9 protein-coding genes are annotated in these 16,641 nt (G+C 46.8%); 7 read left to right on the top strand and 2 right to left on the bottom strand.

What is annotated here, in order from left to right:
- Position 1: 1 nt before the first annotated feature.
- The 5 genes from AC3CKG_RS24865 to AC3CKG_RS24845 all read left to right on the top strand — a co-directional run bounded on the left by AC3CKG_RS24865 (position 2) and on the right by AC3CKG_RS24845 (position 6,552).
- Positions 2-2,806 carry a conjugal transfer protein TraG N-terminal domain-containing protein gene (locus AC3CKG_RS24865; protein WP_488530063.1) on the top strand — a complete coding sequence of 935 codons (2,805 nt, stop codon included), beginning with the start codon at positions 2-4 and terminating at the stop codon, positions 2,804-2,806.
- A gap of 78 nt (positions 2,807-2,884) precedes the next feature.
- The gene (locus tag AC3CKG_RS24860) at positions 2,885-3,439 is read left to right on the top strand and encodes a hypothetical protein (RefSeq protein ID WP_488530062.1); all 555 of its coding nucleotides are present in this window, start codon (positions 2,885-2,887) and stop codon (positions 3,437-3,439) included.
- A gap of 306 nt (positions 3,440-3,745) precedes the next feature.
- The gene (locus tag AC3CKG_RS24855; RefSeq protein WP_488530061.1) at positions 3,746-4,873 is read left to right on the top strand and encodes an XRE family transcriptional regulator; all 1,128 of its coding nucleotides are present in this window, start codon (positions 3,746-3,748) and stop codon (positions 4,871-4,873) included.
- Positions 4,874-5,425, top strand: coding sequence for a PIN domain-containing protein (locus tag AC3CKG_RS24850; protein ID WP_171763042.1), 552 nt, complete (start codon positions 4,874-4,876; stop codon positions 5,423-5,425).
- Positions 5,426-5,982: 557 nt separating this feature from the next.
- Positions 5,983-6,552: a TfoX/Sxy family DNA transformation protein gene (locus AC3CKG_RS24845; protein WP_171387428.1), complete on the top strand. Its 570-nt coding sequence runs from the start codon at positions 5,983-5,985 to the stop codon at positions 6,550-6,552.
- A gap of 292 nt (positions 6,553-6,844) precedes the next feature.
- On the opposite strand, the gene AC3CKG_RS24840 is transcribed toward AC3CKG_RS24845, so the two are convergent.
- Both AC3CKG_RS24840 and AC3CKG_RS24835 read right to left on the bottom strand, forming a co-directional pair.
- Positions 6,845-7,252 (bottom strand): H-NS family histone-like protein, encoded by a 408-nt coding sequence (locus AC3CKG_RS24840; RefSeq protein ID WP_488530060.1) that lies wholly within the window; start codon positions 7,250-7,252, stop codon positions 6,845-6,847.
- Between the two features lie 176 nt (positions 7,253-7,428).
- Positions 7,429-8,028, bottom strand: a complete 600-nt coding sequence (locus tag AC3CKG_RS24835; protein WP_488530059.1) for a DUF2913 family protein — start codon at positions 8,026-8,028, stop codon at positions 7,429-7,431.
- A gap of 149 nt (positions 8,029-8,177) precedes the next feature.
- Between AC3CKG_RS24835 and traD the strand changes: the two genes are divergently transcribed.
- Both traD and traI read left to right on the top strand, forming a co-directional pair.
- Entirely contained in the window at positions 8,178-10,265 is a 2,088-nt protein-coding gene (gene traD, locus AC3CKG_RS24830) for a type IV conjugative transfer system coupling protein TraD (protein ID WP_488530058.1), read from the top strand.
- Positions 10,266-10,850: 585 nt separating this feature from the next.
- Entirely contained in the window at positions 10,851-16,628 is a 5,778-nt protein-coding gene (gene traI, locus AC3CKG_RS24825) for a conjugative transfer relaxase/helicase TraI (RefSeq protein ID WP_488530057.1), read from the top strand.
- Positions 16,629-16,641: the final 13 nt, after the last annotated feature.

Here is a 16,641-nt window from a genome sequence, read left to right as displayed (position 1 = left end):
TGTGACACTCGAATATTACACTTACACCCAAGGCGCGGCGATACAAAAGGCGCTCAATGCCATCGCCACTTTTTTTGTCAGCCAATCGTTCGCCTCAATGATGTCCATCTCTTTGATGATAGGCGCCGCGATGACCTACGCGTACTTTGTGGCGACACGTAACCCCAAACACATCTACATTTGGGCCATTGTGTTCGCCCTGGTGCCTTCGATGTTGATAAAACAAACCGTCACCATGCAAGTCATTGATAAGACCGAGCCAACGGCGGGGTATTCGGTGGCCAACGTGCCCTATCTCATTGCCCTGCCGACGTGGTTCTTTTCGACCATGATGGTCGGTACAGCCGACGCCATCGAGTCCATTTTTACCACCACCGACGATGAGCGTTACGGTCGCACCGGCATGATGTTTGGGTCCGAGTTGTATCAGTTGTCGCGTCAAAGTGATTTAAAAGACGTGGCGCTGCGCCGTTTATGGAATGACTTTTTCCAAAACTGCATTATTGGCGACATCCAAATCAATAAAAAGTACACCTGGAACGCACTCATGAACGCGCCGGACACGTTTGCTTTCTTAGATACCAAAAACATGAGCCCACTGCGCGGTGTGATACTCAACGATCTCAATCAAACCTTTAAAACCTGCGAAGAGGTGTACCCTGACATCAAGGCCAAATTCACCACCTCCGCGGCGATTGAGCTCGATTTGATTGCGACTTACCTGCACGGCGACAAAGCGTCGACCTATAAGGCGCACGTAAAAAATGCGATGTCGAACAGTTATCAGAAATTCATTGGTATCAGCAACAACGCGGTCGATGTCCTCAAGCACAACATGGCGATGAACGCGATGCGTTACAGCATTAACACCCTCGACCCGTCCGCCAGTGCGATGAATTACGCGTACACCTCGAACAAAATGCAGCAAACCTCGATGTGGGCGACCCTTGGTATGCAGGCCAGAGAGTTTATCCCGATGTTGCACACGATGCTCTTTACCCTGTTTAGCTGTCTAGGGTTCATGGTCGCGGCGGCGGCGCTCATTCCGGCGCTCACCAAGATGGTTCTGACCAACTACATCAAGACGTTCGCCTACCTCGCCACTTGGCCGGCCCTGTTTGCGATACTCAATGCGATCATGACGTGGACTCTTGAGTCGCACTCAAGCGCGACCGCGAATCCAATGCGAGGACTTTCATTATCGAACAGCAATGCGATTGATGAGCTGCACATGCGCTACGGCTACATGGCCGGGTTTTTGATGATGACCATTCCAGTGCTTGCGGGGAAAATATTGCAAGGGGGCGTGGCCGCTGCGCAAGCCATGAACTACCAACTGGCGGGGATGATCAACAGCACCAACGCCCGCGTCTCTGCGGCGTCTTCCACCGGTAACATGGACTTTGGTAATCTGCAAATGCAAAACCACAGCCTCAATAACACCTCAGCCAACAAGTTTGATGACAACATGCTGCTAAGAACCGGGATGAACACCGCGCAGCAGCGGGATGGCTCAAGCATCACGAGCTTACAAAATGAAGATGGCCGCAGGCTGTATAACGCGCAGGAAGCGGAATCCAAACCCTTATGGCAAGCGCAAGCCTCGAACATGCTGCAAAACAGCGTCAACGACCAATATTCGGACGCAAAAACCGCGCAGACGCAGAATATGAACAGTTTCAACGACAGCTTCTCGAAAGGCTTCCAGCAAAGTGACCGCTGGAACGACAACTGGAGTAAAAACCGCTCTTATGGCGACGGTCAAACGATGTCGACCGAAGGACAAATCAGTCAATCCCACTCGAAAATGGACTCGGCGATTCAGAGTGTGTCTGAGACCATGGGCTGGACGCATGATCAAGCGCAGGCGTATGTGGCGGCGAAAAATGCCGGCGTTGAAGTGGGCACCCCGAAATTCTTTGGGACGAGCGCCAAAGCCGGTGCCAGTTGGAGTGAGGAGGATAGAGAGTCATTCAGTCACATGAACGCGGAGCAGAAACAAGCCCTATCCCAAGCGACTTCGCAATACAGTGAAGGGGCGACGGAGATGCAGCGCGCAGGCCGCACACTCGATGCGAAAGAAAATCGCAGTGAAGCTGAGCAATACGCGCACGACTTTGCGATCAATGCGCAGCGCACTCAACAAACCGCGGCCGCGGTCAATGAATCGAACGCACAGGTCGACAGTCTAAGCCACATGCAATCGAGACTGAAAAACGACACGGTGAATTTCAGTGCCAGTGCCATCACCGGTTTCCAGCAATATTTAGAGAAATCGACACGCGGAGACACAGAAGAAATGGCACGCTTGATGAACGCCAGTCAGCCGGAAGACATGCAAGACGTTAGGCGCGCTTTTGAGGATTACACCCGTACCGATGGCTTCCAGGAACAATACGGCGTCAATACCTCAAAAGCGTCACTCAATGAGCTCAAATCTTTGTATCAACCCAAGGACTTAGGGCAAACGCCAACGCTCACGCCTGAGCAAAAAACGCTGGCTAATACAGGCGCTGAACAATCGTTAGCCAAAACACAGGAGGTGGCTGCTGACATGTTTAAGGTCAATGAGAGTGGCGAGTTGTTTGTCGACAGCACTTACCATAACGTGAAAGGGAATGCTTTACTCTACGCGGGACATTTGCAAAATGAGGTGCAAACGGCCCCAACGCCGACCGTCGAAGGCAATCATGGAGTGCAAAAGAAAGTCGAGGCGGAAGTTGATACCACCCCCATTAAATCGACTGAAGTGGCCAGTTATCCCACTGCGGGCTATCCCCTCATGCCGCCTAAAGATAATGGTTAAAAACACAGCGCTGTATATTTAAACACATAGTAAATTATGTTAATATGGTGTCTATATTGGTGAGGGTTGGAGTAATGTATGAAATGGATAATAGGCGGTTTAATCAGTGTGTTGGTGAGCCTACCAGCTATAGCGCAACCGTGGCACAAAAGCCCCGCGTTAGAGCAGCTTATCGTGAAACTGAACACCAGATACCAATCGGATGACTTATCAGAATATAAGCAAGAGAAGATGGATCAGGTCGACAACCTGTCCTATTTCATCCGCTACCTTGACCAACCTGGCACCGAACAGCACGCTAAGCTCAAAGCGTTTTTATGGGGAATGCAGGCCGCGCACATCGGCAGTATTAACCAACAAATTCAGACCAATGTGGTGCCGTGGTTTTGTCCAGCCGGCGGCAGCTTGAAAACGGTCAGTCACAACGCGAAAAACCCAACCGAGTTCATAGAGAACATCATTTGGGAGGCATTAGAAAGAGATTTAAAACACGATCCAAAAGCTTTCGATGAGTTTGATGGTGTTGCTGCGTTTAGTTATACAACAGGCTTGATTATGTATGGCTTACAAACTAAATACCCGTGTTACGACCAAGTGCCGCAATCGCACCGTTTGGTGGGCTTTAACTACTAGCCTCCTTAACGCCAACCACACTCTAAAAAGGCACGCCACACGGCGTGCCTTTTTCATGGGTGATAACAACGAAGATATTCTTCCCCCGCCACTGGCACTCAAGTTAGGCGACTGACGAGGGCTAGTCTTACTGCTGGTGATATTAAACAAACGCCAAAGCTGGAAGAGTTCCGAATGCGAGGTGTTTAGCTGTCTCTGTAGTAGTCGAAAAAGAGTTTAATTGATCTGGGATAAAATTAGTCAAGTTACAGGTTCTGTAACTTGACTAAACTTGACTGACTGGCTGTTCAACAATATACTTCGGCCATGAAAAAGAAATTAAATATTCAAAACGCCTTGAGTGCAATGGAATCAGCTGGTTTAACACAGACAGCTGTTTCAGATAGCTTAGGTGTCAGTAAAGAGGCTGTTTCTCAGTGGTTAAATGAGAAGTCATTCCCTCGTCCTAATAAGTTGCTACAGCTTGGTAAACTACTAAAGCTGAGTTTCGCCGATCTTGTTATCAATGAAGATCCTCATGCCCCTGTAATTGCCTTTCGCAAGAAAGCAGGGACAAAAACAAAGGATCACCATGTTGAGAAAGCGCAAGAGACAGGGCGATTTTTACGTCATTTAGTTCCTTATTTACCTTTCGAAACATTAGAAATGCCGCCGATCTTAAAGTCTCCAACATGTGACTATGAGTATTTGCGTAAAGTTACAGCGAAAGTACGAAAAGATATAAACCTTAGTGAAACTGAAACTGTAGATTTTGACCATTTAATACGTCGCTTTAGCGAACTACAAGCCGTAGTTGTTCCGGTACTCTGGGGGACAAAGCAGCGTCATGAAAATGCTATTCATATACATCTCCCTGACTCTCAAACCACATGGGTATATCTTAATTTAGATACAAATATTCATGATTTTAAATTCTGGATGGCACATGAACTAGGACACTGTTTGTCTCCATCTTTGTCGGGTGATGAAGCAGAAGATTTTGCAGATGACTTTGCTGGTGCTCTACTTTTCCCTAATGAATTAGCAAAAAAAACATATCTAGATATTTTCAAGCTAGGATCGAGTTCAGCCAAAATTTCAAAAATATTAGAGATCGCAAATAGTCAATGTATTTCACCTTATACAGTACTGGGCCAAGTGAATAAATATGCGTTGAATGCCAAAGTTCAGGAAATAGACCTACCTAAATCTTTTTATGGTGCTATTACGAATTTTAATAAGAAATTTAGTAATTTAAGTGAAGCTTTACTAGGTAATATCTCTGAGCTTGATGCTCGTGATTTTATTACTAAGTCAGAGAAAGCTTTTGAAACGCCTTTCTTTGATTTGCTAAAAAGATACCTCAAAGAGGAGAGAAAAGGCCCTGGTTTTGTTCAATCAGTAACAGATATGCCACTATTGGATGCACGTAGTATCTATTCTGAGTTGACTTAAATGCCCCAGTCTAAAGTCTTAGTTGATACCAATTCATACCTCAGATTAGCCCAATCAATTCGACCATTATTGTTTGTTTCTTTTGGTGACGACGATTACTGTCTTTATATCCTCCCTGAACTCAATGAGGAACTTGGTAATCGTCGATTAAATTCAAAGTTCCCATGGGTCAATGAAGAAGAATATGAAGAGAACAGAAAGCATTTCCCTACAATAGGGCGCAAACAAAAAAATGCAATAAACCACTCATTTTCATATATCTGGGATTACGTTACGACGGACTTACCTGGCCCCTCAAAGGTTGATGCCCTCTACATTGCGTATGCGCTAGAGTTAGATATTCCTGTGGTGACAGATGATCAAGACATGGCTGAGTTAGCCGAAGCGTTTGAAGTGAAGTCTATTCCGACTTTAGAGTTAATGAAAATTATGCATGACAACGGTCATGCAGATATCGGCAAAATCAAAGGTATTGTTGACTATTGGATCGCAATTGGAGATTGCCCAGCTAATCTACATCGTGATCTTAAGAAATTTTTTCCTGAGTTATAAAAACAATCAACCCTTGTGAGACCCCTGAACAAGCAGAACATTCAATGGGTTCACTTTCCCAACGCTGTACGACTTTACCCACCCCACTTTCGTGTTATGGAATAAATCAAGGTTCGCTCTACCAGCTATATGCTTGCATGTAGTAAGTAGAGTGAGCCAGACAAACGCAGTGCGTCAGAAGTATTTTCGTTTTTAATCGATAACCCTAGCTCACTGAGAGCGACCAACCCCTATTTTTTTCGTCTCAGAAAATTTTAGTGGACCGTCTCTGTGGGCTACTTTATTGATGGTAAGAACCGGACGGGTTTTGAAGTTATTTTATATTTTTCTCTCACTTCCCCTCTACTTCTCGGCCCTTTCCTTGTTATCGAGGTGATACGCAGATCACCGTATTATGGTCATGTTATTCGGGGCTCCAAATGGGCGATTAATGTGAGAACTCGATCATGCTTTTTCTTTGCATTAGCCCATAAAATAGTTAAATCATATCTCCTCTCAACATGAGGTTAAACATTACAGTACTCATTAGCATGCCTAACAATTTTTTGAAATATTACATGGATCTATTATCACCATTAGGAAGCATAACATCGCACTCTATGTTCGGCGGATTTGGTTTATTTTCAGATAAGACAGTTTTTGCTTTCGTTGCGGAACAACGATTATGCATAAGAGCGAATGAAAGCCAAAAAAAAGTGTTTGAAAAGCGTGGATTTCAGCCCTTTTCTTATACAAAACGGACGGGTCGGGTTGTCACCTCTTATTACATCCTACCTAATGATGTATTGAAGGATCGCAACCAAGTGCTTCAATTAGCTAAAGGTGCACTGAACGATTCCCAGAATAGAGGGTTATCAAAACGTTTATCTTTCCCCGTTAAATTGAGAGTATTACCGAACTTTCAAGCAAGCACAGAACGGATGCTCAGAAAGGCTGGTATTGATTCTGTTGAGTGTTTATATCGTGTTGGCGCAGCCAACGCTTTCCTCGCCATTCGAGCTTCGCATAATGTTCCCGTTAAACTTGAACTGCTTTGGATTCTAGAGGGAGCGATACAAGGTGTACACTGGTCGGTCGTTTCTAACCAAAGGCGCAATGAGTTAATCCATTTGATTGAAACTGTGTGACTATATTTATAAAAACGACAAACAACGAGCCAAAGCTCTGAAGCCCTCTTTATTTATAATTACTGTAATTGAAGGTGATGGAAGTCTTTCGTGGCTTGTTACCATATAAAGGGGCAATAGAGCATTAAACCACCTTTCGTTTAATGCTTTGTAATATTGATATGTGTTTGCCAGCGCTAAGTCATGGGGGCTCTGTCCATTGCCCTGACTTTTTGCTGAGCCAAGGGCATCGAGTAGATCAAGTATGACCGTTATAGTCGTCTGCAGGGGCGCTTTTTTTGAGTAAAAGAAACTAGCGATTAATCAAAAAATCATCCATGGATTGACCCGCATCTAATTTCGTTTGAATGCCCGAAGGTGTGCGACCTTGTCCTGTCCATGTTTTTTCAGTGCCGCTCTCATCAGTGTATTGGTATTTTGCGGGTCTTGATTGACGAATTTTTTTTGTTTTTGGCTGTCCAGAGAGCGCTGCCAGTAAGTCCTCTACCCCTATTCCAATCTCTGACATTTGTTTTGCCATTTCAGCCACTTTGGCCTCTTTTTCTGCGCGCGCTTCACGTTCAACTTCTTCGCTTTCCTGGCGTTCCAGATACACGGTTGTTAATTTATCCAGTGCGTCTTCAAGCTGCTCAAAAGTTAATTCTCGAGAGAATGCTCGCAAAGTGCGAATGTTCAGTAACGTTTTAATCATTGGGTTCATGTTAAGCCTATTTATTGTTGAATTTTTATATGACTAAGCGGCTGCATATATAATGCTTGTCGAAGTGTGTGTCAAAATTCATTTGAAAGTAGTGATGCTTTGTTAACTGGGTCTCATATAAAAGCTGAGATGACATAGAGGGGGAGAAATGAAGAGGTCATTGTCCAACAACGCGCTTATCGCTCACTTTTTGGGGAGGAAATGCGATGCAAGAGTAAGTGAATCACTTCATGCTCATCCACATGCTCGATTTCTACGCGATAGACACCTTTGGCTTGCACGGCCTCAGTCAGCGCTTTGAGGCGCGTCGTTTTGACAGTCATCACCAAGGGTTTAATTTGGTTATTGTCTTTATCAAACCCCTCTTCAATTTCTGACTGGGTCATATACAAGGTCTCCTCCTCTCTCGCTTTGTCGGGATGGTCAATCTCGGAAGGAAATTGGTGCTGCTCATTGAGGTCTGTCAGCATGAGATAGAGTTCATCCGCCTGGGACAATCGAGCCTGATACTCAAGGTTCAGTTGATTGACCGCCCACAACTTTTGCTCAAGATTACCTCTGGTTTGGCGACCAATAGTGAGCATGGTTTTTAGGTCGTTCTTGCACACAGAGAATTGAGCCTGCTTTACTTTCGGTTTGAGGTATTTCACCAAGAATGCATTGCGTTTCTTGACCGTCCAAAACCCGCCTTGCTGACTCATAGTGCAATAGAGCGTCAGCAGTGAATGGGTAACCAGCTCATCCAGAGCTAGGTAGTGTTTTAAATTTTGACTCATCAAAGCGCTCTGTTTATCCAATCAGTCGCACAGTGTATCAAATCCCCAATGAAAATCATGGCGTAAGCGCGGCCTTTCCTTTGAATGGCAGTGAATACGTTCATTTCACCACTTTACCTTCAACGCCAACTCTTAAATAAGGAGCGACGATGCGTACCCGTAAGAAAAGTAACCATTTTACCCGAGGTGGCCAAGTCACCTTCCATTCCATTCGAATGTTCTTTCAAGTCAACAACACCCTCATCAAGTTCATTGGTTTTGGGATGTTATTGGCTACCCTCGCCCTGACACTGTGGCAAGCTCCGCGTCACGCCTTTTGGGGTGAGTTCTATTACTGGCGGAACATTTTATACGCTAAGTTCGGCAAACCATTAGACAGCTTGGTGACCACGGTGTGGGACGGTGAGCGCTACCAGTCCACGCTCGCGTCTCAGCTTGAAAATGTCGTGCTTCTCGATATTCACGCCGAGGTGTGGCGCAACTTCCAAGTCTACTACCTCATTTCGATGTTGGTCGGATTCTTCATCTTTTATTTGCTGCAGCGTTTTTTCAAAGAGCAAGGCGAGAAACAGAGTGAAGACTTTCATGTGCGTGGTTTTCGCCTGGTTGAGCCACAAGTCTTAACTAAGAGGCAAATTAAGCGCGCTAAAGTGAACCGTAAACGCGGTTATGGCGATGGCACCATTTCTAAATTTAAGATTGATGGCCATGCGCTGCTCAAACAATCGTTTGAGGTGCAACATCTGCTCATTGATGGCACCACGGGCGCGGGTAAATCAGTGATGATCCGCAAACTGGTGCGATGGATACGAGCGCGTGGCGACAAAGCCATCATTTACGACAAAGGGTGTGTGTTCACCAGTAAATTCTACCGCCCTGAGACCGACGTCATATTGAATCCGTTTGATGCTCGATGCGCGAATTGGGACGTGTGGTGCGACGCGAAAGACGCCCCCGACTTTGAGAACATGGCCGCGGCCCTCATCCCACAACACGGTGATGGCGATCCGTTTTGGGTTGACTCAGCGCGCACCATTTTTTCATCCACCGCCTTTCGCATGAGCCAAGACAATCAACCCGCGACGACCGCACGCCTATTGAGTTTAATTTTGACCAGTGAGCTTGAAGCATTGGGTAATTTTCTTGAAGGCACCGAGGCGGCGGCCCTGGCATCGAAGGACATCAAGAAAACCGCGATTTCCATCAAGTCGGTGTTGGCCACCTACATGAAAAGCATGCGTTTTTTAGACGGTCTTGATGATGAGCATCGAGACGAAGCGCTGCAGAAGAAGTTTTCTATTACAGACTGGGTGCAAGACGATAAGCAAACCGGGTTTTTGTTCTTATCGAGTAACGCGCAGCAGCATGCGTCACTGCGACCGCTCATCTCCATGTGGTTGGCTATCGCGTCCAACGCCATTTTAGGATTAGAAGCCGATGAAGACCGCCGCATTTGGGTCTTGATGGATGAAATGCCCAGCCTTCACAAACTGCCAGAATTGGGTTCCATCATAGCCGAAGTGAGAAAATTTGGCGGGTGCTACTTAATTGGTATCCAATCGTACGCGCAGTTGGTGAAAACCTATGGCAAGAACGCCGCCGATGAGATGTTTGATTTGTTGAACACGCGCTTTTTCTTTCGTGCTCCTTCCGCACAAATGGCGCAAATCTCTTCCAAAGACTTGGGGGAGCAAGAAGTCGATATTTCTAAAGAAAACGTGTCGTACGGTGCGAACACGCTGCGTGATGGCGTGTCATTGGGCCATCAAACGGTCACAAGACCGGTGGTCTCGCCGAGTGAGATCCAAGCTTTGGATGATTTGCAATGTTACTTACGCACGCCAGGTGTCGATCTCATCACTAAACTGGATTTGGAGTTCGATGTCATGAAAGACATCTGCCCTTCTTTCAACAAACGTAGCGTGACATTGTCACAGCCTATGCAGGAGGCCTATGCCCAAGCCACCTACTACGAAAGCGTCGCACCGAGCCTTCACCTATCTAAAGAAGAGCAGCAACCCCTTCTCGACCTGCAACAAGCCAAGTTCGATTCAAAAGAAGAGATGCTCAACGAGGCAAGCCAAATGAAAGAAGCGATGCAAAGTGACACCGTGCAAGCGATGGTCGAGTCAAAGGCTCAAGAAAATCACGAGTACCAGGAGCAAGCGCAACGCACCATTGAAGAGCAAGCCATCTCGCCGGAAATAGAGATGGAAGCGGGCGATATGGTTGAATAGCGCACCAAATAGTCGAGAGCCACACAAGACAGAAATAGGTCATTGCATCCCAAGTCTAGTAGGTATTTTCATGTTACCGAGTTTGTCTAGATTCATCTTCGAGACCTTGGTCGTCTCGCTCTTATTTTCCGCACTTTGTCTTATGCAGATCACCGAGAGTCCATTTCAATGGACGCAACTTTTCATCGCGACCACGGGCTCTTTATTACTGTATGGTTTGAAGCACCTCGTGGTGGTTTTTGTTAAAAAACGCCCCAACACGCCTCACTACATTGTACTCACCTCTGCAGGATTCGCTTTACTCCTGAGCATCAGCATGGAGTACTCGTTATTTGGTTTATTGCATTCGATAGGCATGACTTGCCTGTACTTGGCACTTATCGTGTCAAAAAGTGCACTGACTCAATCTTAGTTACTACTAAACATTTAGTTATAGTGCACTAGAAACGTACATAGAGCCTTATCATCTCGAATCATCACTATAAAAATCCTTGCAATGGCAAGGCTTTGTAATTCCACCTCCCGTTATTACCACCGCTCAGTTTTGCTGCTAGCGGCGATTTGCGTTGCACAAGGAAAATACTCATGCTTTCTATTAGCCCATTGAAATCCGCTTCTGGCGCTGCCAAATATTACCTCACCGAAGAAAACCCCAAAGACCTACCTGACGTCTCTTTAGAAAAAGACGCCGGCGATAACTACTACCTCAAGGAGCAAGACCAGGAAGAAAACACCTTCTGGCATGGCAAGCTGGCCATCGAAGCAGGATTGGCGGGAAAACCCGTAGAGCAAGCCACCCTAGAATCGGTACTCTCTGGCAACCTGGGTAGTGAAACCATTAAAGGGAAACGAAATGATCATAAATCGGGCTTCGACCTGACCTTTTCTGCACCTAAAACCGTCAGCGTTCTTGCGCTTGTAAGTGGCGACCATCGACTTATTGAAGCGCACAATAACGCTGTAAAACTTGCCTTAACAGAGCTCGAAAAAGACGTGGCACAATTCACTACCATCAACAAAGAAGGAGCGCGCGAGTTTCACAACACCGACTCGATGATATTCGCAGTCGTACGCCATAAGACCAGCCGTGAAAACGACCCACAGGTCCACTCTCACGCGCTAGCCGCTAACATGACGCGCGATCAAGAAGGAAAACTTCGCACGCTTGCATCCAGCCTAAAACAAAAAGGGGGCGTGATTAACGGCACTGGCGAGCGTATTTACAACTTCCAAAAATACTACGGTATCTTGTACCAGAGCCAATTAGCTAAAGAGGCAGAAACACTCGGTTATTCCACGCGAGGCGTCGGCAACGGTCAGTTCGAAATCACCGGTGTCCCTCAGCCTATTCTTGATGCGTCGTCCACTCGCAAACAGCAAATTGACCAACGCACACTCGATTTAGGCTTTGACTCTCGCGCGGCGAAAGACGTAGCAAACCTCGATACTCGTAAAAGCAAAACCTACCAGAGCAGTGACAGCCTCAACAAACAGTGGCAAAGCACCGTAAAAGAGCAAGGGTATGAGCCCGACCAGCTTGTCACCATGGCGCAACAAGTGAAAGAAGCGCAAAACACCCCACTATTTGGTGAAACCAAAGCCGCCATCAGCAGAGCCATTGACCATCTAGGGCAATACAGCACCGCGTTACACCTAGAAAAAATCATTGAACTCACCGCCTCAGAATTCACCAAAGGCGGCGTGCAACTCAACGCTATTGATATCAAAAAAGTCGCGGATGAAATGATTAAACAGGGCGACTTGATAGGACTCAATCAAAAAGGGCAATACACCACCAAAGGCTTAATTGATAACGAACAAGCGCTTATCGACAGCACCCAAGGCCGGGCGCATCACATGCGCACCCACGTTGAATCCAGCACGCTCAACAAGCTCGCTATCCCTGAAAACCAGCAGCGTATACTGACCGACCTGTACCACTCCACCAAACAGTTCCATGTGGTGAATGTACACGGCTCATCACAGGGTATTGCGCAGCAGCTACTCAACGTAGGCAATCACAGCGGTAAGCGTGTCCAATTGGTCTCCCAAAGCGTGAAAGCTAAGGCTGAAGGCATGGAGAGCGTCCAGCGTAAGAGTCAAACTCTCAGCGCCTGGGTCGGTCAGCTCTTTTCACCAGAGCAGCGCCACACCACCCACAGCTTATTGCAAAGCGATACGCCGCTGACCAATAAAGACGTCTTGCTCATCGATGACGCCCATAAGATGAGCGCGAATGAGCTGTTAGCCCTCACCGATAAAGCCAAACAATCGAGCAGTAAAGTAGTGATGCTTAATCGTGTATCAAGCCGTCAGGGATTTAAAGCCAATAACGCTATCTCGCTGTATCAAAAAGGCAATGTGGAGAGTCATTCTTGGGTTGGCAAGCGAGCCAGCCATACCAACGTAAAACTGCATGACAATGATACCGAAAGGATAGCGCGGGTGTACTCAGACCTCCCCGATAAAGCCAACACGCAAGTGATTGCCACCTCCAGCGTCGAGCAGCGGCGGTTAACCGAAGCGATACGGGGCCAACTGAAAAATACCGGCGCCCTCGCCAGACACGAAACCACCCTATTCACTCAAACCCTTCACCACCTCTCTAAAGCGCAGCAACCCCTCGTTCAACACTACAAACCTGGCATGACACTCACCCATTGGGAGAAAAACAAACCTCAGAGTTTTGTCATCGCCAGTATCGATAAAGAGAGCAACACCATGACCGCACTCAGCAAACACGATGGACAGTCACACACCTTTGACCCGTCCAGTCGCGCCTTTAAGCACATGAAGATGCAAATCAATAAACCGCAAAGTCTCAACATCGCCCAAGGCGAACGCCTTCGAACATTAGGCAAACACTTCCCTGCTGGCTTGGACGCGAACCAAAGCTACCTTGTCACTCACATTGACAAAGAAAGCCTCACGCTTGAGAGCAAAGGGGAAACGCAGCGCGTCAACTTAGAGAGCTTAAAAGACGCGCCGCTGCAATACGACTACGTTCACGGCGCCCACCATATTGAGCCAAAAGCCCATACCTTACTGTCTGGCAAAGCGTTTACCCTATCTAAGCCCCTGATAAACGACCTGACTGAAAAAACAGAGCGCCTTGATATCTTCACCGACAAACCAGACAAAGCCCAAAGCGCACTTGAAAAAGAGCAGGTCTCCCCGTCAGCCATTGAGCGCGTACTGCAGACGCAAAACATCAACGACCGCTACCTAAACGACGCCACCCAAGATTGGCTAAAACAGGATGTCAGTCAGGCGCTGTCAGCACTAGCCAAAGCGCAAAACGCCCCACTCATCGAAAAAGCGGTCAGCTTTGCCCTGAACCACCTCTCAGAGCGAGAAGCGGCGTTTAGCCAAAAAGCCTTAGTGGTGGAAGCGGTGCGTTACGCCTTTGAAGAAGCCGGAGGCTCTATTACTAAAGAGCAGGTTGAAACAGAGCTGACTAAACGCAGCGACACCCTCTCTGCAGAGTACAGTGACGGCACACGCTGGACGACGCACGCCGCGCTAGAAACTGAAAAGCGCATCTTGCAAAACATCGATGATGGTAAAGACCAACATCAACCTTTTGCAACGCCTAAGCAGGTGCAAGACTTTCTCGATACCAAGCCTCGCCTAACCCAAGGGCAAAAGGACACCATCACCCTCATCTCAACCACCAAGGACAGCTTTGTGGCCATCCAAGGGTTAGCCGGTACAGGTAAGTCCACCATGCTTGAATCGAACATTGAACTTATCCAGTTAGTCAAAGAAGCCAGCCAGCAACCAGAGCAAAGTGTCATCGGTCTTGCGCCCACGCACGCTGCCGTGGCAGAGCTCGAAAGCAAAGGCGTGAAAGCGCAAACCCTGGAAAGTTTGCTCTCTGACATCCGACAAGGAAACCGCGATGCCAGCGACTACCAACACACCTTGTTCTTTCTCGATGAAAGCTCCATGGTCAGCAACAAGCAAGCCGATGAGTTCACAAAGCTGGTCAATGACAGTCAGTCCAAAACAGCCAAATTGGGCGATAAAGAGCAGCTGTTATCGCTCAGTGCCGGTAAACCCTTTGAGTTGGCCATAAGCCAAGGCCGCATCGATACCGCTTACATGACCGACATCATCCGTCAGCAAAACGATAATCTACTTAATGCAGCGCAAAACATCATTGATAAGCAGCCACAGAGCGCCCTAGATAAACTCCAGCAGCAAATCCCTGATACCCAAGGCAACAGTCAACATGTCATTTCTACGCTGGATGAAAACGACAAAGACCGACGCAGAGCGCAGCTCACCGCCACAGAGAAGCTGCCTTATGTGGTCGCCAAAGACTATTTAGAGCGCACCCCCGAAACGCGAGACAACACACTGATTATCGCGTACACCAACCAGGAGCGAGACACCATCACCGAACACATCCGTGTCGGTTTGATGAAAAAGAGTGAATTAGGCAAAGAGAACGTCATCGCAACGAGGCTACGCTCAATCGGCGCGACGGGAGAGGAGCTCACCACCATGATGCCGTATCAAAAAGGCTTGATACTGAGCACCAAGCCCGGTGAGTACGCGACAATCACTCACGTGGATTCAGAGCATGGCGTAGTAACACTTCAAGATGCGAGTACAGGTAAGGCAAGGCCGTTCTTACCGCGTAACCGTGACCACCGTTTCACCACCCTGTTCTCTACGTCAGAAAAGCCACTTTCAACCGGTGATAAAATCATCACCCGTTTTACCGATAAAGAGCGCGGCATTAAAGCCAACGTGGAGTACCGCATCACGCAAGCGACAACAGACAATGTTATCGCTCAATCTAAGACAGGACAAACACTCAACCTTAACCCTAATGCGCTTAAAGACGGGCACTGGGACTACGCTTACAGTCGGACCGCAGACATGGCGCAAGGGTCCACCCATCAACACGTCATTAGCGCGATACAAAGCAAAGGCGCACTGACCAACTTAAGACGCGCTGGTATCGATGTGACTCGTGCCAGTCAGCACATTCGGCTCTATACCGACAACACCAAACAATTGGTCAAAAGCTGGCTTTCTAAAGAGAGCCACAAAGCCAGTGCGATAGAAACCCTCAACCAAATCCCACCCAAAGACACCACTTACTTTAACCGTAATGCCCTCCCTCATGAGGACATCCGGTTCCAAAATAAAAGCGGTGACTTTGACTACAACACATTTAAGGAGCACATCAATACGCAACTACCCAAATACACCGAAAGCCTCGCCATTCAGTTATTAGGCCAGCCGAATCAATCCAAATCAGACCGGGATTATTTAACCTTTGGCATTGGTAAATCCGCCATTAAAGTGACCTTAACCGGAGAGCATCGAGGGTATTTCAAAGACTACACCACAGGCGAAAAAGGCGCATTGATTAACCTTATTATGAGTCATAAGGAAATGAATTATAAAGCCGCGATGAATGAAGCGCACAAGATGCTCAATGAGCCAGATAAATATCAATTGGAGGAAAACAATAAACACGACAAATTACTGAGCACCACCCCAAGGCATATTGCGCAGTTTGAAGAGCGGGCTAAAGATTATATCAATCAAAGCTTACCGATGGATAACACACTGGCCCAAACGTACTTAAACAAGCTCGGTGTCAATAACATTGAAAATAACCAGGTTAAGTTCCACCCTGCGGTCTATTCATCCGAAGATAGATCTCTTCATCCTGCGATGTTAACCAACATCCACAATAAAGAAGGTGAAACCAAAGCCATTGAAGTGACCTATTTAGATACTCAAGGCAATAAAGACACCTCCCTAGACATTAATCCAAGAACCCTAGGCACAAAGTCCAAACAATTAACACAATTCCATCAAGGAGAGAATTTAAACACCACCATCATCAGCACATCGATAGAAAACTCGTTTTTAATTCGAGACCAAACCCAAGGGCAGATTGACATTATCAATGTCAATCATAAAAACGACATTCAAAACATCTCCACCGATGAACTGAGACAGAACATCATTATTGTATTAAATCAAGGCAACCACGATTTAAACCCGAATAACATTGAGAAAATCGTCGAGAACTTTAACGGTCGAGACATTCAATTCATGTCAGACGATAACCTTAAAGAGGACATTAAATCGTGCATTGATAAACTAGAGCGAGATAACAGCGCACATAGCCTTGAATTAAATGAGACGCACACTTCTCATCAAGAGAGCGAATTAGATACCCTCAACTATAATGAGAAAAAAGAAACCGACAGCCAATCGCTCGACCACTTTGGGCCAAAAGAATATTCACCTCAACAAGAGATGGCATTGAATCACTCAGAGAAAGAGAGCCATTGGGAAGACAGAGAAATCGACAGAGAGTTAGAGCGATAATATAAGGGTAGCC

The sequence above is a fragment of the Vibrio sp. QJM3NY_15 genome, assembly GCF_057785995.1.
Note: the sequence above shows the minus strand (reverse complement) of the source record. Positions and strands in the feature narration are given on the sequence as shown.

Bases quoted from the DNA above. Each gene is read 5' to 3' on its own strand.
- AC3CKG_RS24860 (WP_488530062.1), top strand. From the start codon at position 2,885: ATGAAATGGATAATAGGCGGTTTAATCAGTGTGTTGGTGAGCCTACCA.
- AC3CKG_RS24855 (WP_488530061.1), top strand. From the start codon at position 3,746: ATGAAAAAGAAATTAAATATTCAAAACGCCTTGAGTGCAATGGAATCA.
- AC3CKG_RS24850 (WP_171763042.1), top strand. From the start codon at position 4,874: ATGCCCCAGTCTAAAGTCTTAGTTGATACCAATTCATACCTCAGATTA.
- AC3CKG_RS24845 (WP_171387428.1), top strand. From the start codon at position 5,983: ATGGATCTATTATCACCATTAGGAAGCATAACATCGCACTCTATGTTC.
- AC3CKG_RS24840 (WP_488530060.1), bottom strand. From the start codon at position 7,252: ATGAACCCAATGATTAAAACGTTACTGAACATTCGCACTTTGCGAGCA.
- AC3CKG_RS24835 (WP_488530059.1), bottom strand. From the start codon at position 8,028: ATGAGTCAAAATTTAAAACACTACCTAGCTCTGGATGAGCTGGTTACC.
- traD (WP_488530058.1), top strand. From the start codon at position 8,178: ATGCGTACCCGTAAGAAAAGTAACCATTTTACCCGAGGTGGCCAAGTC.
- traI (WP_488530057.1), top strand. From the start codon at position 10,851: ATGCTTTCTATTAGCCCATTGAAATCCGCTTCTGGCGCTGCCAAATAT.